This window comes from Candidatus Chloroploca mongolica (assembly GCF_004762035.2).
GTDB classification, from domain to species: domain Bacteria; phylum Chloroflexota; class Chloroflexia; order Chloroflexales; family Chloroflexaceae; genus Chloroploca; species Chloroploca mongolica.
The window spans coordinates 32,942-50,627 of the sequence record NZ_SIJK02000008.1; the positions used below are offsets into that span (position 1 = coordinate 32,942).

At 58.8% G+C, this 17,686-nt stretch carries 16 protein-coding genes; 8 read left to right on the forward strand and 8 right to left on the reverse strand.

All coding sequences use genetic code 11. The features are described from left to right. Window positions 1-56: 56 nt before the first annotated feature. Window positions 57-788, forward strand: coding sequence for an ABC transporter ATP-binding protein (locus EYB53_RS06345; protein ID WP_135477369.1), 732 nt, complete (start codon window positions 57-59; stop codon window positions 786-788). Window positions 789-833: 45 nt separating this feature from the next. Here the strand turns inward: EYB53_RS06345 and EYB53_RS06350 are convergent, their stop codons facing one another. The 3 genes from EYB53_RS06350 to EYB53_RS06360 all read right to left on the reverse strand — a co-directional run bounded on the left by EYB53_RS06350 (window position 834) and on the right by EYB53_RS06360 (window position 5,032). Then, on the reverse strand, window positions 834-1,115 hold the full coding sequence (locus tag EYB53_RS06350) for a hypothetical protein (protein ID WP_135477370.1): 282 nt from the start codon (window positions 1,113-1,115) through the stop codon (window positions 834-836). An 18-nt stretch (window positions 1,116-1,133) separates the two neighbouring features. Beyond that, entirely contained in the window at window positions 1,134-1,658 is a 525-nt protein-coding gene (locus tag EYB53_RS06355; protein ID WP_135477371.1) for a glycine/sarcosine/betaine reductase selenoprotein B family protein, read from the reverse strand. 314 nt (window positions 1,659-1,972) lie between these two features. Then, complete coding sequence (locus EYB53_RS06360; RefSeq protein WP_135477372.1) at window positions 1,973-5,032, reverse strand: cupredoxin domain-containing protein; 3,060 nt, start codon at window positions 5,030-5,032, stop codon at window positions 1,973-1,975. A 350-nt stretch (window positions 5,033-5,382) separates the two neighbouring features. Here EYB53_RS06360 and EYB53_RS06365 point away from each other — a divergent pair, with 350 nt between their 5' ends. Beyond that, window positions 5,383-6,489, forward strand: a complete 1,107-nt coding sequence (locus EYB53_RS06365) for a calcium/sodium antiporter (protein WP_135477373.1) — start codon at window positions 5,383-5,385, stop codon at window positions 6,487-6,489. A gap of 71 nt (window positions 6,490-6,560) precedes the next feature. On the opposite strand, the gene EYB53_RS06370 is transcribed toward EYB53_RS06365, so the two are convergent. Together EYB53_RS06370 and EYB53_RS06375 are read right to left on the reverse strand one after the other, a co-directional pair. After that, window positions 6,561-7,985, reverse strand: coding sequence for a glutamate synthase subunit beta (locus EYB53_RS06370; protein WP_135477374.1), 1,425 nt, complete (start codon window positions 7,983-7,985; stop codon window positions 6,561-6,563). 222 nt (window positions 7,986-8,207) lie between these two features. Then, on the reverse strand, window positions 8,208-8,927 hold the full coding sequence (locus EYB53_RS06375) for an SGNH/GDSL hydrolase family protein (protein ID WP_167857286.1): 720 nt from the start codon (window positions 8,925-8,927) through the stop codon (window positions 8,208-8,210). A 183-nt stretch (window positions 8,928-9,110) separates the two neighbouring features. Here EYB53_RS06375 and EYB53_RS06380 point away from each other — a divergent pair, with 183 nt between their 5' ends. From EYB53_RS06380 to EYB53_RS06395, 3 genes are all read left to right on the forward strand, one after another. Then, a complete protein-coding gene (locus tag EYB53_RS06380) occupies window positions 9,111-9,842 on the forward strand; it encodes a tetratricopeptide repeat protein (protein WP_135477376.1) in 732 nt (243 codons plus the stop codon). A 121-nt stretch (window positions 9,843-9,963) separates the two neighbouring features. After that, window positions 9,964-10,998 (forward strand): XdhC family protein, encoded by a 1,035-nt coding sequence (locus EYB53_RS06390; protein WP_135477377.1) that lies wholly within the window; start codon window positions 9,964-9,966, stop codon window positions 10,996-10,998. An 84-nt stretch (window positions 10,999-11,082) separates the two neighbouring features. After that, window positions 11,083-11,334: a tetratricopeptide repeat protein gene (locus EYB53_RS06395; RefSeq protein ID WP_135477378.1), complete on the forward strand. Its 252-nt coding sequence runs from the start codon at window positions 11,083-11,085 to the stop codon at window positions 11,332-11,334. A 142-nt stretch (window positions 11,335-11,476) separates the two neighbouring features. Here EYB53_RS06395 and EYB53_RS06400 read toward each other — a convergent pair whose 3' ends face one another. The 3 genes from EYB53_RS06400 to EYB53_RS06410 all read right to left on the reverse strand — a co-directional run bounded on the left by EYB53_RS06400 (window position 11,477) and on the right by EYB53_RS06410 (window position 14,342). Next, a complete protein-coding gene (locus tag EYB53_RS06400; protein WP_167857287.1) occupies window positions 11,477-12,298 on the reverse strand; it encodes a methyltransferase domain-containing protein in 822 nt (273 codons plus the stop codon). A gap of 210 nt (window positions 12,299-12,508) precedes the next feature. Then, a complete protein-coding gene (locus EYB53_RS06405) occupies window positions 12,509-13,738 on the reverse strand; it encodes a metallophosphoesterase family protein (protein WP_135477380.1) in 1,230 nt (409 codons plus the stop codon). A 4-nt stretch (window positions 13,739-13,742) separates the two neighbouring features. Further along, on the reverse strand, window positions 13,743-14,342 hold the full coding sequence (locus EYB53_RS06410) for a YIP1 family protein (RefSeq protein ID WP_135477381.1): 600 nt from the start codon (window positions 14,340-14,342) through the stop codon (window positions 13,743-13,745). A 648-nt stretch (window positions 14,343-14,990) separates the two neighbouring features. On the opposite strand from EYB53_RS06410, the gene EYB53_RS06415 reads away from it, so the two are divergent. Genes EYB53_RS06415 through modA form a run of 3 tightly spaced genes read left to right on the forward strand, consistent with a single transcriptional unit; the run spans window position 14,991 to window position 17,501 of the window. Beyond that, on the forward strand, window positions 14,991-16,175 hold the full coding sequence (locus tag EYB53_RS06415; protein ID WP_135477382.1) for a cysteine desulfurase family protein: 1,185 nt from the start codon (window positions 14,991-14,993) through the stop codon (window positions 16,173-16,175). Window positions 16,176-16,192: 17 nt separating this feature from the next. Further along, window positions 16,193-16,657 (forward strand): UbiA prenyltransferase family protein, encoded by a 465-nt coding sequence (locus tag EYB53_RS06420; protein WP_135477383.1) that lies wholly within the window; start codon window positions 16,193-16,195, stop codon window positions 16,655-16,657. A 13-nt stretch (window positions 16,658-16,670) separates the two neighbouring features. Continuing rightward, window positions 16,671-17,501, forward strand: coding sequence for a molybdate ABC transporter substrate-binding protein (modA, locus tag EYB53_RS06425; RefSeq protein WP_167857288.1), 831 nt, complete (start codon window positions 16,671-16,673; stop codon window positions 17,499-17,501). Window positions 17,502-17,686 lie beyond the last annotated feature (185 nt).

Below are 17,686 nucleotides of genomic sequence, written 5' to 3' on the forward strand. Positions count from 1 at the left end.
GCACGATGCCAGCAAAGCTGGCATCGTGCGTTAGCAAAAAACCTTCGAGGATCACTATGCAGGAACCGTTGATCAAGACAATGGCGCTAGCCCGTCGCTATCAGATGGGCAAGACTGCCGTAGACGCGCTTCGTGGGGTTGACCTGACGATTGCGCCCGGTGAATTTGTCGCGCTTGTCGGCCCAAGCGGCAGCGGCAAATCGACGCTGCTGCATCTGATCGGCGGGTTGGTACGCCCCACAGGCGGCGAGGTCTGGGTGGCAGGGCTAGAACTGGGCCGCAGTAGCGACCAGCAGCTCGTGGTCTACCGGCGCGATACGCTCGGGTTTATTTTTCAGAGCTTCAACCTGTTGCCGATCAAGACAGCCTGGGAAAACGTGGCCGTGCCGTTGATGCTCGCGGGCATGCCCACCTCGCAGCGCAAAACACGCGCCCTCGGCTTACTTGAGCAACTCGGGCTAGGCGCTCGTGGCGACCATCGTCCGTCCGAATTGAGTGGTGGCGAGCAGCAGCGGGTTGCCATTGCCCGCGCCCTCGCCAATAATCCCTGGCTCATCCTGGCCGACGAGCCGACCGGCAACCTCGACAGCAAAACAGGCACCGACATTATGCACTTGTTGCGCCAGCTTGTCCGCAACGAAGGTCGAACCCTGTTGCTTGTCACTCACGACATGGGCGTAGCGCGTTATGCCGACCGCATTGTTCACCTGCGTGACGGGGCCGTGCAGACGATTGAACTAGTAACGAACGACCAAGAAGCGCAACCCGCAGGTGCAGGCTACGCATAAGGTAACGCACACCGAGACCGGCCTTTGGCCGGTCTCGGTGTGCGTTTAAAAATCCCAGCCCTCAGGCAGAGCATACCGTTCGCGGCGCCAGCGCCAGTCCGGCTCAAAAATGAGGCCCGGCTCTTCGGCGGTATAGAGCTTTTCGAGCGCGTAGTGGATCACGCTTAGCTGTTGCGCGGCATTGCCTGGTTCGCCGAGCGGATGCCCAAACGGCCACTTGAGATGCACCGTACGCGGTGGGCGCACCCGTTCGGCAATCTCGCGCAGCCCAACAATGCTCACCGTTGCGATGCCAGCGGCCTCAGCGGCGCGTGCGATCAGTCCCACGGACTGATTGCAGAGTCCTCAGCCAGGGGTGAGCAGCAGCGCATCGACGCCTTCCTCGCGCATCAAACGCGCCGCCTCAGGTGCCGTCTCATTGATCAAAGCCTCGAGATGGGGCGGCTCGATATGGCCCATAAAGCCATAACACGTACCCAGGCTGCCGATATGGCCGGCAGCAACAAGATCGCGCAGATGTTCCAGCGGGAAGAGAAGATTGAGATCACGGTCGGCATTGGTATGATCGTAATAGTCATGCGTGATCATCAAATCCTCACGCGGGGTCGCAGAAGGGATCGAGCGAAAGGTCGCATCGCCCCGGGAATCAGCCATATCAAACGGCGTCTGGCTGCGCAGATGAACGCCACCAGTCGTCGCGAGGGCTATGCGCACCTCACGCAACGGCTTCTGCAACCGGGTAAACGGCACCTCTTCACTAATCACCGACTCAAACGTCCGGCCCCACGTCTGAGCCAGGGCGGGCACATGCGACAAAACCTGCCCAAACATGCGTGACAAATTCTGGCGCAACCCATCAAAATCTGACATATATTTTTCCTTTATGGTGCAAACGGCCAGCTTCGCTGGCCGTTTGCGCTGGCATACGCATAGGGCTACCGCCCTACAACCTGTTCTTCATTGTAACAAAGCTTTGGCAAGGTCGCCTCCGGCGGTAGGGTGTGGCGCGGCTGCGCCGCGCCACGAGATTTTTTGGTTCGTTTTGGCGGCTTCGCCACCAAAGCGAACCAAAAACTGGGGTTTGCGGAGGCTTTGCCTCCCCCAGGCCCCGCGTAGGGTAGCGCAAGAGGCTAGCTTTGCTAGCCTCTTGCACTACCCTACGCGGAATTGCCGGAACAAGCACGTTAGCGTTGGAGCACGGGCAAGAAGACCTGGAAACGCCCTCCGGGTGGGGGTGCCGAGGCTTCAACAAGCACAGTGAGCGTATTGAAGCCATTTTCGGCGTCACTGATCGTATAGACGCCAGGTTCATCAAAGGTGGCAAAGAAGCTGCCGCCAGGGGCAATCAAGCCCGTGGTGAACAACGCTCCTTGCGCGTGATCATGATCATGGTCGCCGTGCTGGGGCGCCACGCGGGGGCGAGGATCGGGCGAGCCTTCGGGTTGACGCGGCACCAAAAGCTCGTTTTCCCAGATATCGCTGTTGACAAACTCGACGACCGAGCCAGGTTGAATATTGAGTGACGAACCCTCAAAGCCACCTGAACCGATGATCTGGCGATAGCGGCCCCCCCCACCGAACGAGGGCGAGAGACGGAGCGTTGCCGTCAATGGCTCTCGCCAGTGTATGGCAGGCGTGATCGTGCCTAGGCCATCTTCCGGCTCACCCGAAGGGGCAACCCGCGGCACGCTCAGCAGATCCTGGATCTCAAAGTTGCCCAACGCATTGCTACTCCGAATGATTACGGGTTGGAAGCCATCGGCCTGAACACGCACGAGCAGGGAGCGGGGGTTAACGGTAAAGCCAAAGCGCCCATTGGCATCAGGATTGATCGGGTTCTGGAATTCGTCATCCTGATAGTCGAGCGGCACGTCGCTGAAGCCATCCGTCGTCATGCGATAGAACGTCACGGTGGCGGTGACGATTGGCGTATCGGTACGGCCATCGAGGATCTGCACGTCCTCGAAGGACGTCAGCAGTCCACTACTTTCAGTGTTTTGCGCACCACAGACAACCGTCAACCGGAACGCCACATCCTCAGCCAGATCCCCGGTGGTAAAGGTACCGGTATAGATGCCATTGCCGGTTGCATCGGTCAACACGATCGGATCAAGCCCCCGTATTTGCAGGGTCAACGCCGCTTCGGCGTCGTCACAACACGAACGGACACTGAAGGTATAGGTGGTATTGGGGCGCAAATGGACAAACCAGCCATCGGGAGAAGTAATCCCACGCCGATCCTCCGGACGCGTCCGTGTATTCGTGCCTTCTTCGCTAAAGACCATGCTAAGCGGATCGAAGGGCAGATTCGGATTCACAAAGATCGCCAGGGGTGCCGAACGAGGACTTGTTTGCTCGCCAAGGCGGGCCTGCGCATAGAGTTGATTGCGCCCCTGGTTCAGGGTGACAGCAATTTGCCAGCGCCCATTTGGCCCTGCCGTCGTCGGGGAACCAACGGTAGCCCCGCTCGCATTGAAGAGGCGCACCTCGGCCCCCGGGGTCGCAAGGCCGCGCACCGTCACCTCAGCATTGCACGTCACCCCCGAGCCAGGGGCAACAATGATTGGCGCGGGCAGGCCAATGCGGATCGTCGCAGACGCATTCGAATTGCTCGTGGCGTCAGCCCGCATCGTGACCGTATTGATCAGCGCGGCACGCCCGGTCGTCGCGGGAAGGCGCGTACGAACGACAATGCGCCCACCGGTATCGGGATCAAGCTTGCCAACGGCAAAACTGAGTCGATTCTCTTCGGCAGTTGGCTCAACTTCAGGGTTACTCTGCACATCAATGAGCAACTCATTGATATTCAGACCGGTGATAGCATCAGTGATCACCACATTTTCGGCAACGGCGCTACCCGTATTGCGATACTCGATGAGCCAGACCGCAATGCGTTCACCAAGATCCGCATCGAAGACAACGCGGCCCACCTTGCGCACCTGCAACTCGGGTTGAGTCGCTGCACCGCGGCGATTGATGAGATAATCCTCGGTCTCCCCATGACGGAAGCGCAACGCATTACCCTGGGCATCTTCGAGGCCACGGCCATCGCCATAGCGCACATCACCGACCGTCAACGGTTTGCTCGAAGGCTCAAGACTCAGGGTTGCCCGCAGCCAGGCCGGACGCTCTTGCAACGCATCAGGCCACGGCACCGCACCGGTCATGAAGGTCAACGGATTGAGACCGGGGTTGAGGCTCGCGAGATCAATTGGCGCATCAATGAGGATATGCTCAACCGCAACAGCGGCACTGCTCCCCTCGGGGCACTCGACCGCATCAGCCCAATCGCCATCACGATTGCCATCGAGCCAGATATTCAGGTAGCCCTGGGTCACGCCAGCTTCAAGTGCAGCAGCCTTGAACGCAGGCGTCACAAAGACGAGCGCACCAACCCTGGCTGGCTCGCAATGCTTGAGGGTGGCTGGATCAAGACGAATGCCATCATCGGCACGGTCGTTATCGGGGCGATTAGCGGATGGCACAAGATTATTGCGCGGATCCTGATCTGGGCCAAGATCTGCTTCAGCCTCAAGACTGACTCGTGGGCCAAGGTGGAACGGACGCGGATCAACATGCAGCGGCCCGGAAGGTGTGCCGGTCGCGGGAGCAAAGACCGTCGGAAAATTCGCCTGAATAGTAGGATACGCCAGCATAGGCACACCAGCGTGATTGGTGCTATCGGGCGCGTCGCCGAGATCATTCATGCGAAGCGGAATATTCAACACATGACGCACCGAAGTAGCAGGCGCCAGTTCGGGGTCAGGACAGGGATCTTCAACCGCATTGGGATTCGCCAAAACACAGGCGGTAACCGTACTGCTCAACACTTGATCAACCAGTGTCGCCTGAAACGTCGGCTCCATCAGCGGCATCGGCGGCACAGGACGCGCAAAGCTGCGGCTTTCACCACTGGTCAGGCGGAGCACCTGGTCTTCATCAGGATCTTGCTCGGTGGCAGTACGCGCCCCAAAGGTCGCTTCCTGCCAACTGATCTTCACAAAGATTGGCGCATCGGTGAGATTCGTGACGGTGGTACGAAGCTCGGCCCGGATGCCAGGCACCAGTTCATCGAGTTGAGTTGCCTCATTGGCTGAAGTATCGCGGGTAAACAACGCTTGCGACACCGCCAGCGAAGGCTCGTCATTGGCACGAGCAGCAGGAATAGAAACGGTGGCAAGCAGACCAAACAGCAACAAGAGCGGCAGAAAGCGACGCCAGACGAGATGAACAAAACGATGCACAGACTACTCCTTTGGGTTCAATGCAGAAGACCGGGTGTACCTTGAATGGTACTTGTCATAGTACACCGTTTAACAAGGGGATAGTATTGAAATACCGTAAAAATCTCGGCTTGGCACCCTACAAGCAGCTTTTGCCGTACAGACAGAAGAGCATCAACGGCTCGGCATGTACACAGCAAAGCTCACCCAACAATGTGTGGTATCATCCTCTGGATGCACTGAAAGCATCTCGGCAAGACAAGGGTTCAGGGGTCAGATCGAGCGGATCAAGACGCAGTGGATAGCCCTGAACGGTACTATAGTGTAGCCTGGAAACCCTGCCAAACTACAATAAAAGGTTGTGCATCTCTATGGATTGGATCTCGCTCGGACTCATTGCGGTCGGTCTGGTTTGTCTAGTGATCGGGGGTGAATTGCTGGTGCGTGGTGCGTCGGCATTGGCTGCGGTCGCAGGCATCTCGCCACTGGTGATTGGGCTAACTGTCGTCTCGTTTGGTACCAGTTCACCTGAATTGGCCGTCAGTCTTCAGGCAGGTCTCAGTGGCAACGCCGACCTTGCGCTAGGCAATGTTGTGGGCAGCAATATCTTCAATGTCCTATTCATCCTGGGACTCTGCGCCCTCATCGCCCCACTGGTTGTCTCGCTCCAGGTCGTGCGCCGCGATGTGCCGATTATGATCGGCGTTTCCTTCTTGCTTGGCTTCCTGGCGCTGGATGGGCACATTTCGCGACCTGAGGGAGGGGTGCTCTTCCTTGGCATTCTGAGTTATGTCACGTGGTCTGTCATTAGTAGTCGGCAAGAGACGGCCCAAAATCAAGCTGCCGCTGAAAAACTGGGGAAGGCGCAAGCACCGGCACCGCAAAGTAGCATGGCGCAAATCCTGACCAACATTGGGCTGGTTCTAGGTGGGCTGATTGTCCTGGTACTGGGCGCAGGCTGGCTGGTTGATGGTGCGGTTGAACTTGCGCAGGCCCTGGGGGTCAGCGATGTGGTCATCGGACTCACGATTGTTGCTGTCGGCACATCGTTGCCCGAAGTCGTCACCTCGGTGATTGCGACGATCCGCAATCAGCGCGATCTCGCGGTAGGCAATGTGGTCGGCAGCAATATCTTCAACATCCTGGGCATCCTGGGGGTGGCAGCATTAGTAACACCAGACGGGATCGCGGTACCGCAATCAGCGATTGTCTTTGACATTCCGGTGATGATCGCGGTTGCCGTCGCGTGTCTGCCGATCTTTTTTACCCGCATGATGATTGCCCGCTGGGAGGGGTTCCTCTTTATGGGCTACTACATTGCGTATACGGCCTATCTGGTTCTTGCAGCAACCCATCACGAAGCATTGCCCGAGTATAGCAGCGTCATGATCGCGTTTGTCTTGCCCTTGACCGCTGTAACCCTGGCGGTACTGGCAGTGCGAGCCTATATGAAGCAGCGTGTGCAAAAGAAGGCATGAGTGCTTCTCTGCCAACACAACCAGCAATGCTGGCTGTGTTGGCAGAGAAGCACGTATGAAGAGTGGGTCAACTACCCAGCCAGAAACTGATTGACCCCTTCGGCGGCGGCGCGGCCTTCAGCAATCGCCCAGACGACGAGCGATTGACCACGGCTCATATCGCCAGCGGCAAAGACACCGGGGCGCGACGTCATCTTCTGGGCATTGGTGGCAAGGGCGCCACGCTCGTTGAGGGCAACCCCGAGCTGCTCAAGCAGGCCGCCACGGACAGGCCCGGTAAAGCCCATCGCCAGCAGCACAAGATCGCAGGGCAGGGTAAACTGCGAGTCAGGCACAACTTCCATGCGCTGGCCACCCTGAGCATCCGACACCCAACATACCTCAACGGCCTCGACCGCCTCGACGTGGCCCTGGGCATTGCCAAGGAGCCGTTGGGTCAGCACGCAATAACGGCGTTCGCCACCCTCTTCGTGCGAAGAAGAGGATCGCTGCACGCGCGGCCATTCGGGCCAGGGGTTGTTCGCCGAGCGCTGCACTGGCGGTTGGGGCAACAGTTCAAACGAGGTGACCGAAAGCGCACCCTGGCGCAGCGAGGTGCCCACACAATCGGCCCCTGTATCGCCGCCGCCAATCACGAGGACGTGCTTGCCCCGGGCGGTCAGTTCACGGGCAGGATCAATCTCATCGCCCGCACAGCGCCGATTCTGCTGGCTCAAAAACTCCATCGCAAAATGGACACCCTTGAGCTCGCGGCCTTCAACCATCAGATCGCGTGGCTGCTGGGCACCGCCGGCAAGCAAGACCGCATCAAAATCGTGGCACAACTGCGCACCCTCGACATCAACCCCAACATTGACCCCAGTGCAAAAGACCACACCCTCGGCTTCAAGCTGAGCCAGACGGCGCTCGAGGGTCTGCTTTTCGAGTTTGAAATCGGGAATGCCATAGCGCAAGAGACCACCAAGGCGATCGTCGCGCTCAAAGACCGTCACCTCGTGACCCATCCGCCGCAATTGCTGCGCTGCCGCCAGACCCGCAGGCCCTGAGCCAACCACGGCAACACGCTTGCCCGTGAGGAAACGAGGGGGTTGCGGTTTGATCCAACCTTCGGCAAACCCGCGCTCAACCGCCTCAAGCTCAAGCAGACGGATCGAGACCGGGGCAAAGTTGAGCCCGAGGGTACATGAACCTTCACACAAAGCAGGGCAGAGATGACCGGTGAACTCGGGAAAGTTATTATCGGCATGCACCTGAGCACACGCTCGTTGCCAATCGCCCTCGGCCACCAGACTATTCCAGCCAGGAATATAGTTACCAAGCGGACAGGCCACGTGACAATAGGGAATGCCACAGTCGAGGCAACGCTCGCCCTGCTGCATTAACGTCCCTGGTTCAACATGCTGGTAGATCTCGTGATAATCCTGCAGACGCTCGGCAACCGGACGGGCAGGGAACTCCTGACGCGGATAGACCAGAAAAGCATCGGAATTTGCCATACAGAGCCTCACTCACACGCAACAGTGGAAAAAGATAGCCACCAGAAGCCCGCGAAAAGTCTCGCGGGCCAATATACGCTGACTGTACGCTGAGCGAGCGTTTTGTGCAGTAATAGAATATTAACTGTAGCTGAGCATATGGCAACAGAAGGGTGCTACGAGGGGTCAACGAGACTGACTTCGTCAGCCTCGTTGACCCCTCGTGGGATGAAAAAGAGCGGTTTAGCGCTGGGCGGTTTCGTAACTGAGCGCCTGCAAGAAGGTCTCGGCAATCAGGCGATGGCCCTGAGCATTGGCGTGGACATCATCAAAGAGGGCAAAGGTGTGGGTATACTCGCGGCCACCGACAAAGGCGGTATAGACCTCGGCAACGGCCACCCCACGTCGGCCAGCCTCTGCGCGGATCACCTGATTGAGGCGCTCAACCCAGTAGGCATCACTGCCCTCCATGGTAGGATCGCCACCATACGGGTTATAGTAGGTCATCACCGCGATGTCAGCCTGCGCACCAGCGGCTGCACGGAGCACATCCAACGCCTCGGCAAGATTGCGCTGAAAGATCTGGATTGCCGCTTCACGCTCAGCGGCAGGAGCGCGCTCGACTCTGATCAGGTCGTTGCCCCCAATGGTCAGCGTAAGCGGACTCACGCGACGGCCCTGCTGGCGCGTATCGCGGAGATAGGCCAACGCACGCGGCAATTGACCGGCGACAAACGAGCTACTCGTCTCGCCCGGCACCGCCAGATTTACCAGTTCGGGGAGACCAGAAGCGCCCAGGTTAGCCGCAATCAAGCCAGGAAAGCCATCCTGCTGGCGATCGTCGAGCCGAAAGCCCCAAGGCAACGAATCACCCAGGGCCAGATACACGTCCCCTGGCCCTTGAGGGGTATAGGCCTGCGGACGATTAGCCCAGCTGCTCCGCGTGACCGCAAACGCAACCATACCGATCACCACGAACGTTGTAAGCAAAAGAAGGAGCCGTTGTGTCATCATCTGCCATAGACTTGCCATGCTCGCCGCTGGGCCTACGACACACAGACCCAGCGGCGAGCATGATTGATATATAATGCAACTATTCGTATTCAGTATACACCGAACAGCGATAGCGAGTCGTAGGTTATGGAGATGAACGATCCAAAAGCCCAAGCCGATGCCTTGGTCAAGCGCGGGCATACATTGCTTGAGCAGGGCAATCTGCCGCAGGCAACCGATCTGCTCAATCAAGCCGTCAAGCTCTACTGGGCAGCGGGGGAACAGTATGCGGCGGCGGCTCAGATTGGCAATTATGGGTGGGCCCTGCGCCGTCGCGGGCGGCCCGATCTTGCGCGCCCCTATCTCGAAGAAGCGGCCTCGCTCTTTACGCAGCTTGGCCTGACCGATTTTGCCGAACGCCATCGTTTTGCCGCCGAAGATGCCCATACCGGTTTGACCGAGGAACTGCTCACCAGTCTACCGCCGGCGGTGCGCGGTGCGCTCGAGCGCGGTGATGTCGAGGGCCTGCAATTTGCGCTGGATGCCCTGCCCCTGGCCGAACGCGAGCTGATCCTTGAACGACTCATGACGGCGGGGGTGGTCAGTACGGCGCGGAGTGACGACGATGTGACTGAGGCAATACGCCAGTTTGAGCCGTTGCTGCAGGGCATTGCTGCGGTAGCGACAGGCGATGAGCGCGAACGCGGCGATATCGAGACGGCCCTGGTTGAACTGGAACGCAAAGGGTGGCAACTGCGCCAGGCCGTGAGTCAGATCTGGCAAGGTGAACGGAACCTGAACGTGCTAGGGCGGCAGCTCGATGAGCTTGATCAAGCCCTGGTGAAGAAGATGCTTGAGTTGATCGAGCCTCACAGAGCGGGCTAACGCCCGCTCTGTGAGGCTGCTGGCGATTTGCGGCCCCCAGGGGTTTTATGCTGGCGATTTGCGGCTCCCAGGGGTTTTCGAGACAGCAGCCTGAACAGGGTAACAAGAGGGCAACCAGGTTATGCGTGAATTGATCCCAACGCTTGATCAATGGCTGGCAGACGGCGAGCAGGTAGCCCTGGCGACCGTGGTACAAACGATGGGGTCATCGCCGCGCCAGGTCGGCGCGACGATGGCCGTCACAGCCAGCGGGCGCATGGCCGGCTCGGTGAGCGGCGGGTGCGTCGAGGGGGCGGTGGTCGAACAGTGCCATGCCGTGCTTGCCAGTGGTCAGGCGCGATTGCTTACGTTTGGCGTCAGCGACGAGACAGCCTGGGAGGTCGGGTTGGCGTGTGGAGGCACGATCGAGGTCTTTGTTGCGCCACTGGACACCACAAGCGTCTATCCTCTGGTTCGTGCCGCGCTGCTGGAAGAAGAAGCCATTGCCGTGGCGACCGTCATCGCGGGGAACGAGCATGTTGGGGCGCATCTGGTGGTAGAAGCAGGGGGGGAAAGCCACGGCGCACTGGGCCAGGCGAGGCTTGATCAGGTGGTCATCACGGCGGCAACTGATCTACTTGCCCACGGAACAAGCCGGGTCATTGAAGCAGCACAGGGCGCAACACGGGTCTTTGTAGCAAGCTTCAATCCTCCGGCCAAGCTCTTTCTTGTGGGGGGCGTGCATATTGCCGTGGGGCTCGCCGCGATGGCGCACCTGATTGGAATGCGCACCATCGTCGTTGACGCACGGGCCGCGTTTGCCAGCCCCGAGCGCTTTGCCCATGTTGATGAACTGATCGTCGCGTGGCCGGATGAAGCCCTGACCGGACGCCTCGATGCGCGCAGCTATGTCGCCGTTTTGACCCACGATCCCAAACTTGACGACCCGGCCCTACGGGTGGCGCTGCAATCGCCGGCACGCTATATCGGTGCGCTTGGCAGCACCAAAACCCATGCCCGGCGGCTCGAACGGCTGCGTGCTGAAGGCTTCGATGAAGCGAGCCTCAGCCGGATCAAAGGCCCGATCGGACTTTCCATTGGGGCAAAGACCCCGGAAGAGATTGCGGTCAGCATTCTGGCCGAGCTTATTGGTGTGGGAAATAAGTCGATACTGTGACGCAAAGGCGCAAAGGCGCAAAGGGCTAAAGCCAATACCTTTTTGCCAAGTACTGTCACTACTACGAAAGGGGTGAATGCTCCAATGGATCAAGATCAAATTGCCACATGGCTCTACGAAGGGGCGGTCGCCTTGCAAGAGGGCAACCGTGAACAAGCACTCGAATTGCTCTTGCGCGTTGTTGAAGCCGATGAAACCAACGAAGAGGGCTGGCTCTGGCTCAGTGGGGCCGTTGACGACATCGATGATCAACGGACGGCGCTGCAAAACGTGCTGGCGATCAATCCGCTCAATCACCACGCCCGCTACGGGTTAGAGGTGCTGAGTGGTCAGTGACGTATGTTGGCTGATGTTTTTGACGCAAAGGCGCAAAGGCGCAAAGGGTCTCTCAAGCGCATCGAGATGCCCAGCGTGCGACGAATGACTGTCCGTGGCCCGGGAGCGCAGGCGGAACGCCCGCACTCCCGGGCCACACAGATCACCCGTTGTCGTCCCAGACGACGACGATCTGACTCCACTCTTTTTCGATAGTGGCGTGTGAGCGCGTCACGGTGATTCGTTCGTCACGCGGGTGCAGAATGAGACGCGGCGATGTCCAATCGCGTCCGGGATGGGCTTCGCTGCCGCGGAGCAAGACGAAACCGCAGGGATGGGCCGAGATCGCTTCCCAGACTGATCCGCGTTGCTCGAAGCCGAGTGAGAGCATCAAAGAGGGAAAGATCGTCATCGGGACAACAATGCGGCCCTCAGGGGCAAGCTGCGTGCGCCAGGCCGGCAAGAGATCCCAGGCCCCGGCGGTGACGATGATCCGGTCAAAAGGAGCGGCATCGGGCGCACCAAAAGCTCCATCGGCGTGACGGAGGTCAACCTCGGTGTACCCGGCTTGAGCGAGGTGAACGCGGGCGGATTTAACCAGATCAGCTTCCAGATCAAGGCTGATCACTCGCCCGTTCGGGCCGACAATGGCCGCGATCAGGGCCGCATTGTACCCCGTACCAGTGCCGATTTCGAGGACGCGGTGTCCCGGTTGCAGGCCAAGCTGGGCCAGCATAATTGCCATCATGCCAGGCTGCGACGAGGAACTGACCCAGGCACCGGCTTTGCGTTTGACGGCAAGCGCCTGGTCACTGTAGATCTGCTCAAGCGAATGGTCGGGCAGAAAGTGGTGGCGTGGCACCAGCCGAAAGGCGCGGGCAAGCGCCGGATCAGCAAGCAGACCATCACGGGTCAGTTGGTCGACCAGATCAGCGTGGAGCTGGTGCGCCTGTTGTGGATCAAAAGAGGCTTTCTTGGATGGCACCGGGCCTCCTCTCGGGCTGCTACCGTTAGGGTGCGCGCCTGTCAGACCACAGAGGCGGTCTGAAAAGGGTGTCAGCATTGTTCTGTTCGCCACCACGTGGCGTGCCCTTGGAGTGCCGGCTTTAGCCGGCTAAAGCCGACACTCCGGAGCAACCCGTCGACTTTTCAGACCGCCTCTCACCGGTCTTGAAAACCGGTGAGGTCTCACGACCTACTGTTCACCAGCAATCAATTCGTCAGCAGCCGCCAGCAAAGCAGCGATACGTGCGGAGGCAAGGGGTGGCTGCTTGCTCTTGAGGTAGAGTTCAAGAGCACGCCGGGGCGTCAAACTCCCAACTAATTCTTGTTCAAGGCCAGCGATACGGCGCCGCCCAGTACGTTCAACATCAATGGTGATCGCAGCAATCACAAAAGAACCCGCGTCGGAGAGCATCGTACGCAGCACATCCTCGCGGAGCAGAGGCACCTGTTCACGGGTAGCCTGGAGGTTGAGGCGAACGACTGCTTCGCGCAGATCGTGGCGAGAGATCAGCGTCTGGATCAACCCCATCGGATCACTGCTGGCACGAACATCGTGTTGAATAGTGACAAAGGGGCGGGCCGACAACTGATGAAACTGCCAGCGGGCTTGATTGCCTTCGATGGTCACGAGGACACAGCCCTTGGGATCGGCATATTCACCAAAGTCAACCCGTTCGAGACTACCAGGGTAGACCATCGGCGGATCCTGCGCGAGGGCCTGATGCTTATGGATATGGCCGAGCGCAACATAAGCAATACCGGGCTGCGCCATCACGGAACGAGGCAAGACAAGATCCTGCCCAAGGGTCATCGCACGTTCGGCGCCAACCTCAGCGCCATCGAGACTCCCGTGGAAGGCAATGATCGCAGGCAAGGCCGGATCGAGTTTCGCAGCCGTCTCGATCACAAAGCGCTCGAGGCGGCGACGCAACTCATAATCAATCTGGACAAACGACGCATTGCGCATCTCTTCGCGGGTCATCAGCATGTGGCGCGTAACCCAGGGGATCGCCATAATCTGCAGCGGGCCTGAGGCCGTCGGGATCACATGCAACGCAAGGCGATCGGCAATCGTGACCCCCTCGACCCCCAACGCATCAAAGATCGCGACCGAATGGGCTTTGCCGAGTGCCGGCGAAATATCGTGATTGCCCGTCAGAATAAAGATCGGCACCCCGGCTGAGCGGACACGATTGATCCGACGGGCAAACTCACGCTGATGGGTCGGATTGGGGGCGCGTGTTTTATAGATATCGCCGGAGATCAAGACCAGATCGACCTGCTCGGCCAGGCCAAAGGCAAGCGCATCATCAAGTCGATCAAGATAATCAAGGAAACGGGTGTGCAGACCCGTTGCCGGATCGACACGCCCGTAATTTTCAACGCCAAGATGAAGATCGGCCAGATGGAGAAATTTCATAGGTCTACAAGAACCAGGAGATAATGCCCATGATCAGGCCCGACGCGAGAAACGACAAGACAAGCACAATCAGCGTCTGGGTCGAGTCGCGCAAGTTCATGCTCGACTGAACACCCAGATAGGCGTAGTAGATCTGCACCACCATCAACACCAGGCTCACCAGCAAGCCAATCAGACCGACAAGGGCGCCAATGAACGGAATCCATGCAAAGAGCGTAACAATGAACGTAATCACGGCTCCAATGGCAATCAGTGGCGCAATGAAGAGCGAGAAGGTATAGGCCACTTCGTCCCAGGTACCATCACCAGCATAGAGTTTCTTGCCCATAAAGTAGACCATGCCCGTGAAGATAAAGAACTGGGCCAGGCCGCGCAGAATGGTATCAAAGACGCCCAGGAAACTGGGACGAGGCGTACCAGGCAAGAACGAACCAACAAACCCAAGCACTGCCGAGATAGCAATAGCTGCTAACACATAGACCGCCGCATTGCCGAGGGTGCCATAGCGCTCGTAGCGCTCGAACTTCTCGACACTCGGATTGGTCATAAGATCAGTGCTCTGGGTAAGCATTTCAGGAACCGACGATTGTCGTATCATAGCCATATGCGTTCTCCTTCACAAGCAAGCCAATCGACTTCTTGCGCATAGGACGTGCCGCAAGAAAGGGAAGTTGCAGCTCTATTATATACGAATGATGCAAGAGCGGCACTGGCCAATGCACACAATCGTTTTACACGTAGCAACTAGATATACCCACAGTATCCCACACTATCCCACATGAATCCCTCATTTGTGTGGGATAAAACCCTCGTCGGGGAGACGAGAACCGCCATACGTTCATCTGTTCTATTGTCAAGAGTTTAACGAACGAGTGTTCGATTTATTGGTATGGTATACTAGAATAAGGAAGGCCTCCGGCGGGTGTTTGGGGGCCTGCGGCCCCAGGAAGCTCGCGTATGCTGGTGCAAAGACAGCTTCGCTGTTTTGCACCAGCATGCGCACGAGGGTTGAGGGCGGTAGCCCTCACATTCATACGTATGGGTTCGCAAGCCCCCAGGAGTCGTTCGTTCGCTGGGCAAACGGCTAGCGTTGCTGGCCGTTTGCCCAGCGAACGAAGCCAGGTTTGGGGCCACAGGCCCCCAGGAATCTCGCTTATGCGAGGGTAAACGACCAGCGTTGCTGGTCGTTTACCCTCGCATAAGCATGGGTTTTTAGGGCATCAGCCCTCCATAGCAAGGGACAACAAAAGCTATGCGCGAGCGCCAGATTTATCTCGATCATGCCTCAACGACCCCGGTTGATCCCGAGGTACTCGAGGCGATGTTGCCCTATTTTACGCAGTATGCCGGCAATCCTTCAAGCATCCATCATGCCGGGCGCATGGCGCTGCAGGCGCTTGATGATGCGCGCGAGCAGGTGGCGCTGGTGCTTGGATGTACCCGTCGCGAGATCGTCTTTACGGGCGGGGGCAGCGAGGGGGCCAATCTAGCAGTCAAGGGCGCGGCCCTGGCTCAGCGTGCCCATGGCAAAGGGGCACATGTGATCGTCAGTGCGATTGAGCATCACGCGGTGCTGCACGCCGCCGAGTATCTGACCCACGATGGCTTTGCCTTGACCGTCTTGCCCGTCAATGCAGCCGGCCTGGTTGAACCTGAAGCGCTTGCACAGGCGCTCCGTCCCGATACCGTCCTGGTCTCGGTGATGTATGCGAACAACGAGATTGGCACCATCCAGCCCATCGCCGCCATCGGGGCGCTCTGTCGTGAGCGTGGGGTGCTTGTGCATACCGATGCGGTGCAGGCACCGGGGTCATTGCCACTCGATGTTGAGGCGCTCAAGGTTGATCTGCTGAGCCTGACGGCGCACAAATGCTATGGACCCAAAGGGGCCGGGCTGCTCTATGTACGCCGGGGCACACCGTTGCTCTCGCAGATCAACGGTGGAGCGCAGGAGCGGCGGCGACGGGCCGGCACCGAGAATGTGCCAGGGATCGTTGGGTTGGCGGCGGCCCTCACCCGTGCCGAAGAACGGCGCATCACCTATGCGGCACGGATGCGCATGCTGCGGGATCGCCTGATTGATGGGGTGCTCGACCGGGTACCGCAGAGCTGGCTCAATGGCGACCGCACCGAACGCCTCCCAAATAATGCGAACCTCGGCTTTGCCGGGGTCGAGGGCGAAAGCATCCTCTTGTTGCTCGACCAGGCCGGCATCGCCGCAAGCAGCGGCTCGGCGTGTACCTCGGGCTCACTGGAGCCATCGCACGTCCTGGTGGCCCTGGGGATGAGTCCCGACGAGGCAAATGGCTCGGTACGTTTTTCGCTTGGGGCCAGCAACTCGCGCGAAGAGATTGACTATGTGCTCGAGGTTCTGCCACCGATGATCGAACGCCTGCGGGCCGTCGTTCCAGGGTATGAGCCAATTGCGCTTAGATGACCGGAGAGAGAGCACCCGTGAAGCAGCCTGAGTCGCAGCAGCCAGATCAGTCCTTTCCGTGGCGCGGCCTCTGGCAGATGAGTCGCCCCATCATTCTCGCCAGCGGAGGGCTGGCTTATGCAGTTGGCGTCGCGATTGCGAAGTACGAGGGTTTGCCCATCGCCTGGGAGCGCCAATTGCTCGCGCTCAACCTCACACTGCTCGCCAACCTGGCGGCCCACTACGCCGATAAATATGCTGATGCTGACACCGACACACTCGCCGTCGCCACGGGCATTTCGGGCGGGAGCGGGGCCATTGCGTCCGGGTTGGCGACGCGCACGCTGGCGCTCCAGACGGCGCTAGTCGTCAGCGCCCTGACCATCGTGCTCGGCCTCGGGGCGGTGGGCAGCGGTTTGCTTCCAGGGGCAGCACTCATGGTTGGGTTGATGCTCGCCCATGCCGTGGGGTACTGGCTGAGCGCGGACAGGGGCGATGCTTAGCAAAGGGAATTCGATGCAACGTGTTATCCGCACGCTGGCTGCGGTGATGCTCTGTGTGGTTTTTGCTGGCTGTGGTAGCGCACCCGAGGCAGCCGTGTCAGGGACAGGCGCTGCGGGGTCAACGCTGCGGGGTCAGATCACGGTGTTTGCCGCCTCTTCACTGACCGACGCCTTTGAGGCGCTTGGCACAGCCTTTATGGTCACATATCCCGAAGCGGTCGTTACCTTCAATTTTGCCAACTCTGCGCAACTGGCGGCACAGATCAATGAAGGTGCGCCTGCCGATGTATTTGCTTCGGCGAACGCGGCCCAGATGCGTGTGGCGGTTGAGGGTGGGCGGATCAACGAGAACGACCAACGCGTGCTTGTCTATAACCACATCGTGGTCATCACACCTTATGACAACCCGGCGAAAGTGACGGAGCCGGCTGATCTTGCGCAACCAGGCTTGCGCCTGATCCTGGCTGATCCTGTCGCTCCTCTTGGGCAACACAGCCTGGACTTTCTCGACCAAGCGAGTGCGCAGCCTGCCTTTGGTGCAGATTTTCGTGAGCGCGTCCTCGCAAATGTGGTCAGTTACGAAGACTCGGCGCGCATCGTGCTCGCCAAAATTGTCCTTGGTGAAGGTGATGCGGCCATCGTGTTTACCACCGATGCCGCTGCCGAAGCCGCGCATGTTCAAGCGCTCCCCATTCCCAACGAGTTGAATGTGCTTGCGAACTACCCCATCGCACCTGTCGCGGATAGTCGAAACCTTGCGCTGGCCGAAGCATTTGTAGCCTTTGCACGCACGGCAGAGGGGCAAGCCATCCTCGCCGGTCACGGCTTTCTTCCGATCGAGTAGTTTGGCAACGAAGTTTTCCGATGATTTGACGCAAAGGCGCAAAGAGCGTTTGGAGTGCATCTAGATGCCAGGTGTGCGACGCATGGTTGTACCAAATAAAGATCAGAAATTTTTTATTGAAAGATTATTGATTAATTTTAATGAATTCATCTCTTTACAAACGTGTAATTCAAATGCATTCTCGT

Excerpts from the sequence above, each read along its gene's own strand:
- EYB53_RS06345 (WP_135477369.1), top strand. The coding sequence starts at position 57 with ATGCAGGAACCGTTGATCAAGACAATGGCGCTAGCCCGTCGCTATCAG.
- EYB53_RS06355 (WP_135477371.1), bottom strand. The coding sequence starts at position 1,658 with ATGTCAGATTTTGATGGGTTGCGCCAGAATTTGTCACGCATGTTTGGG.
- EYB53_RS06365 (WP_135477373.1), top strand. The coding sequence starts at position 5,383 with ATGGATTGGATCTCGCTCGGACTCATTGCGGTCGGTCTGGTTTGTCTA.
- EYB53_RS06370 (WP_135477374.1), bottom strand. The coding sequence starts at position 7,985 with ATGGCAAATTCCGATGCTTTTCTGGTCTATCCGCGTCAGGAGTTCCCT.
- EYB53_RS06375 (WP_167857286.1), bottom strand. The coding sequence starts at position 8,927 with ATGGTTGCGTTTGCGGTCACGCGGAGCAGCTGGGCTAATCGTCCGCAG.
- EYB53_RS06380 (WP_135477376.1), top strand. The coding sequence starts at position 9,111 with ATGAACGATCCAAAAGCCCAAGCCGATGCCTTGGTCAAGCGCGGGCAT.
- EYB53_RS06390 (WP_135477377.1), top strand. The coding sequence starts at position 9,964 with ATGCGTGAATTGATCCCAACGCTTGATCAATGGCTGGCAGACGGCGAG.
- EYB53_RS06395 (WP_135477378.1), top strand. The coding sequence starts at position 11,083 with ATGGATCAAGATCAAATTGCCACATGGCTCTACGAAGGGGCGGTCGCC.
- EYB53_RS06405 (WP_135477380.1), bottom strand. The coding sequence starts at position 13,738 with ATGAAATTTCTCCATCTGGCCGATCTTCATCTTGGCGTTGAAAATTAC.
- EYB53_RS06410 (WP_135477381.1), bottom strand. The coding sequence starts at position 14,342 with ATGGCTATGATACGACAATCGTCGGTTCCTGAAATGCTTACCCAGAGC.
- EYB53_RS06415 (WP_135477382.1), top strand. The coding sequence starts at position 14,991 with ATGCGCGAGCGCCAGATTTATCTCGATCATGCCTCAACGACCCCGGTT.
- modA (WP_167857288.1), top strand. The coding sequence starts at position 16,671 with ATGCAACGTGTTATCCGCACGCTGGCTGCGGTGATGCTCTGTGTGGTT.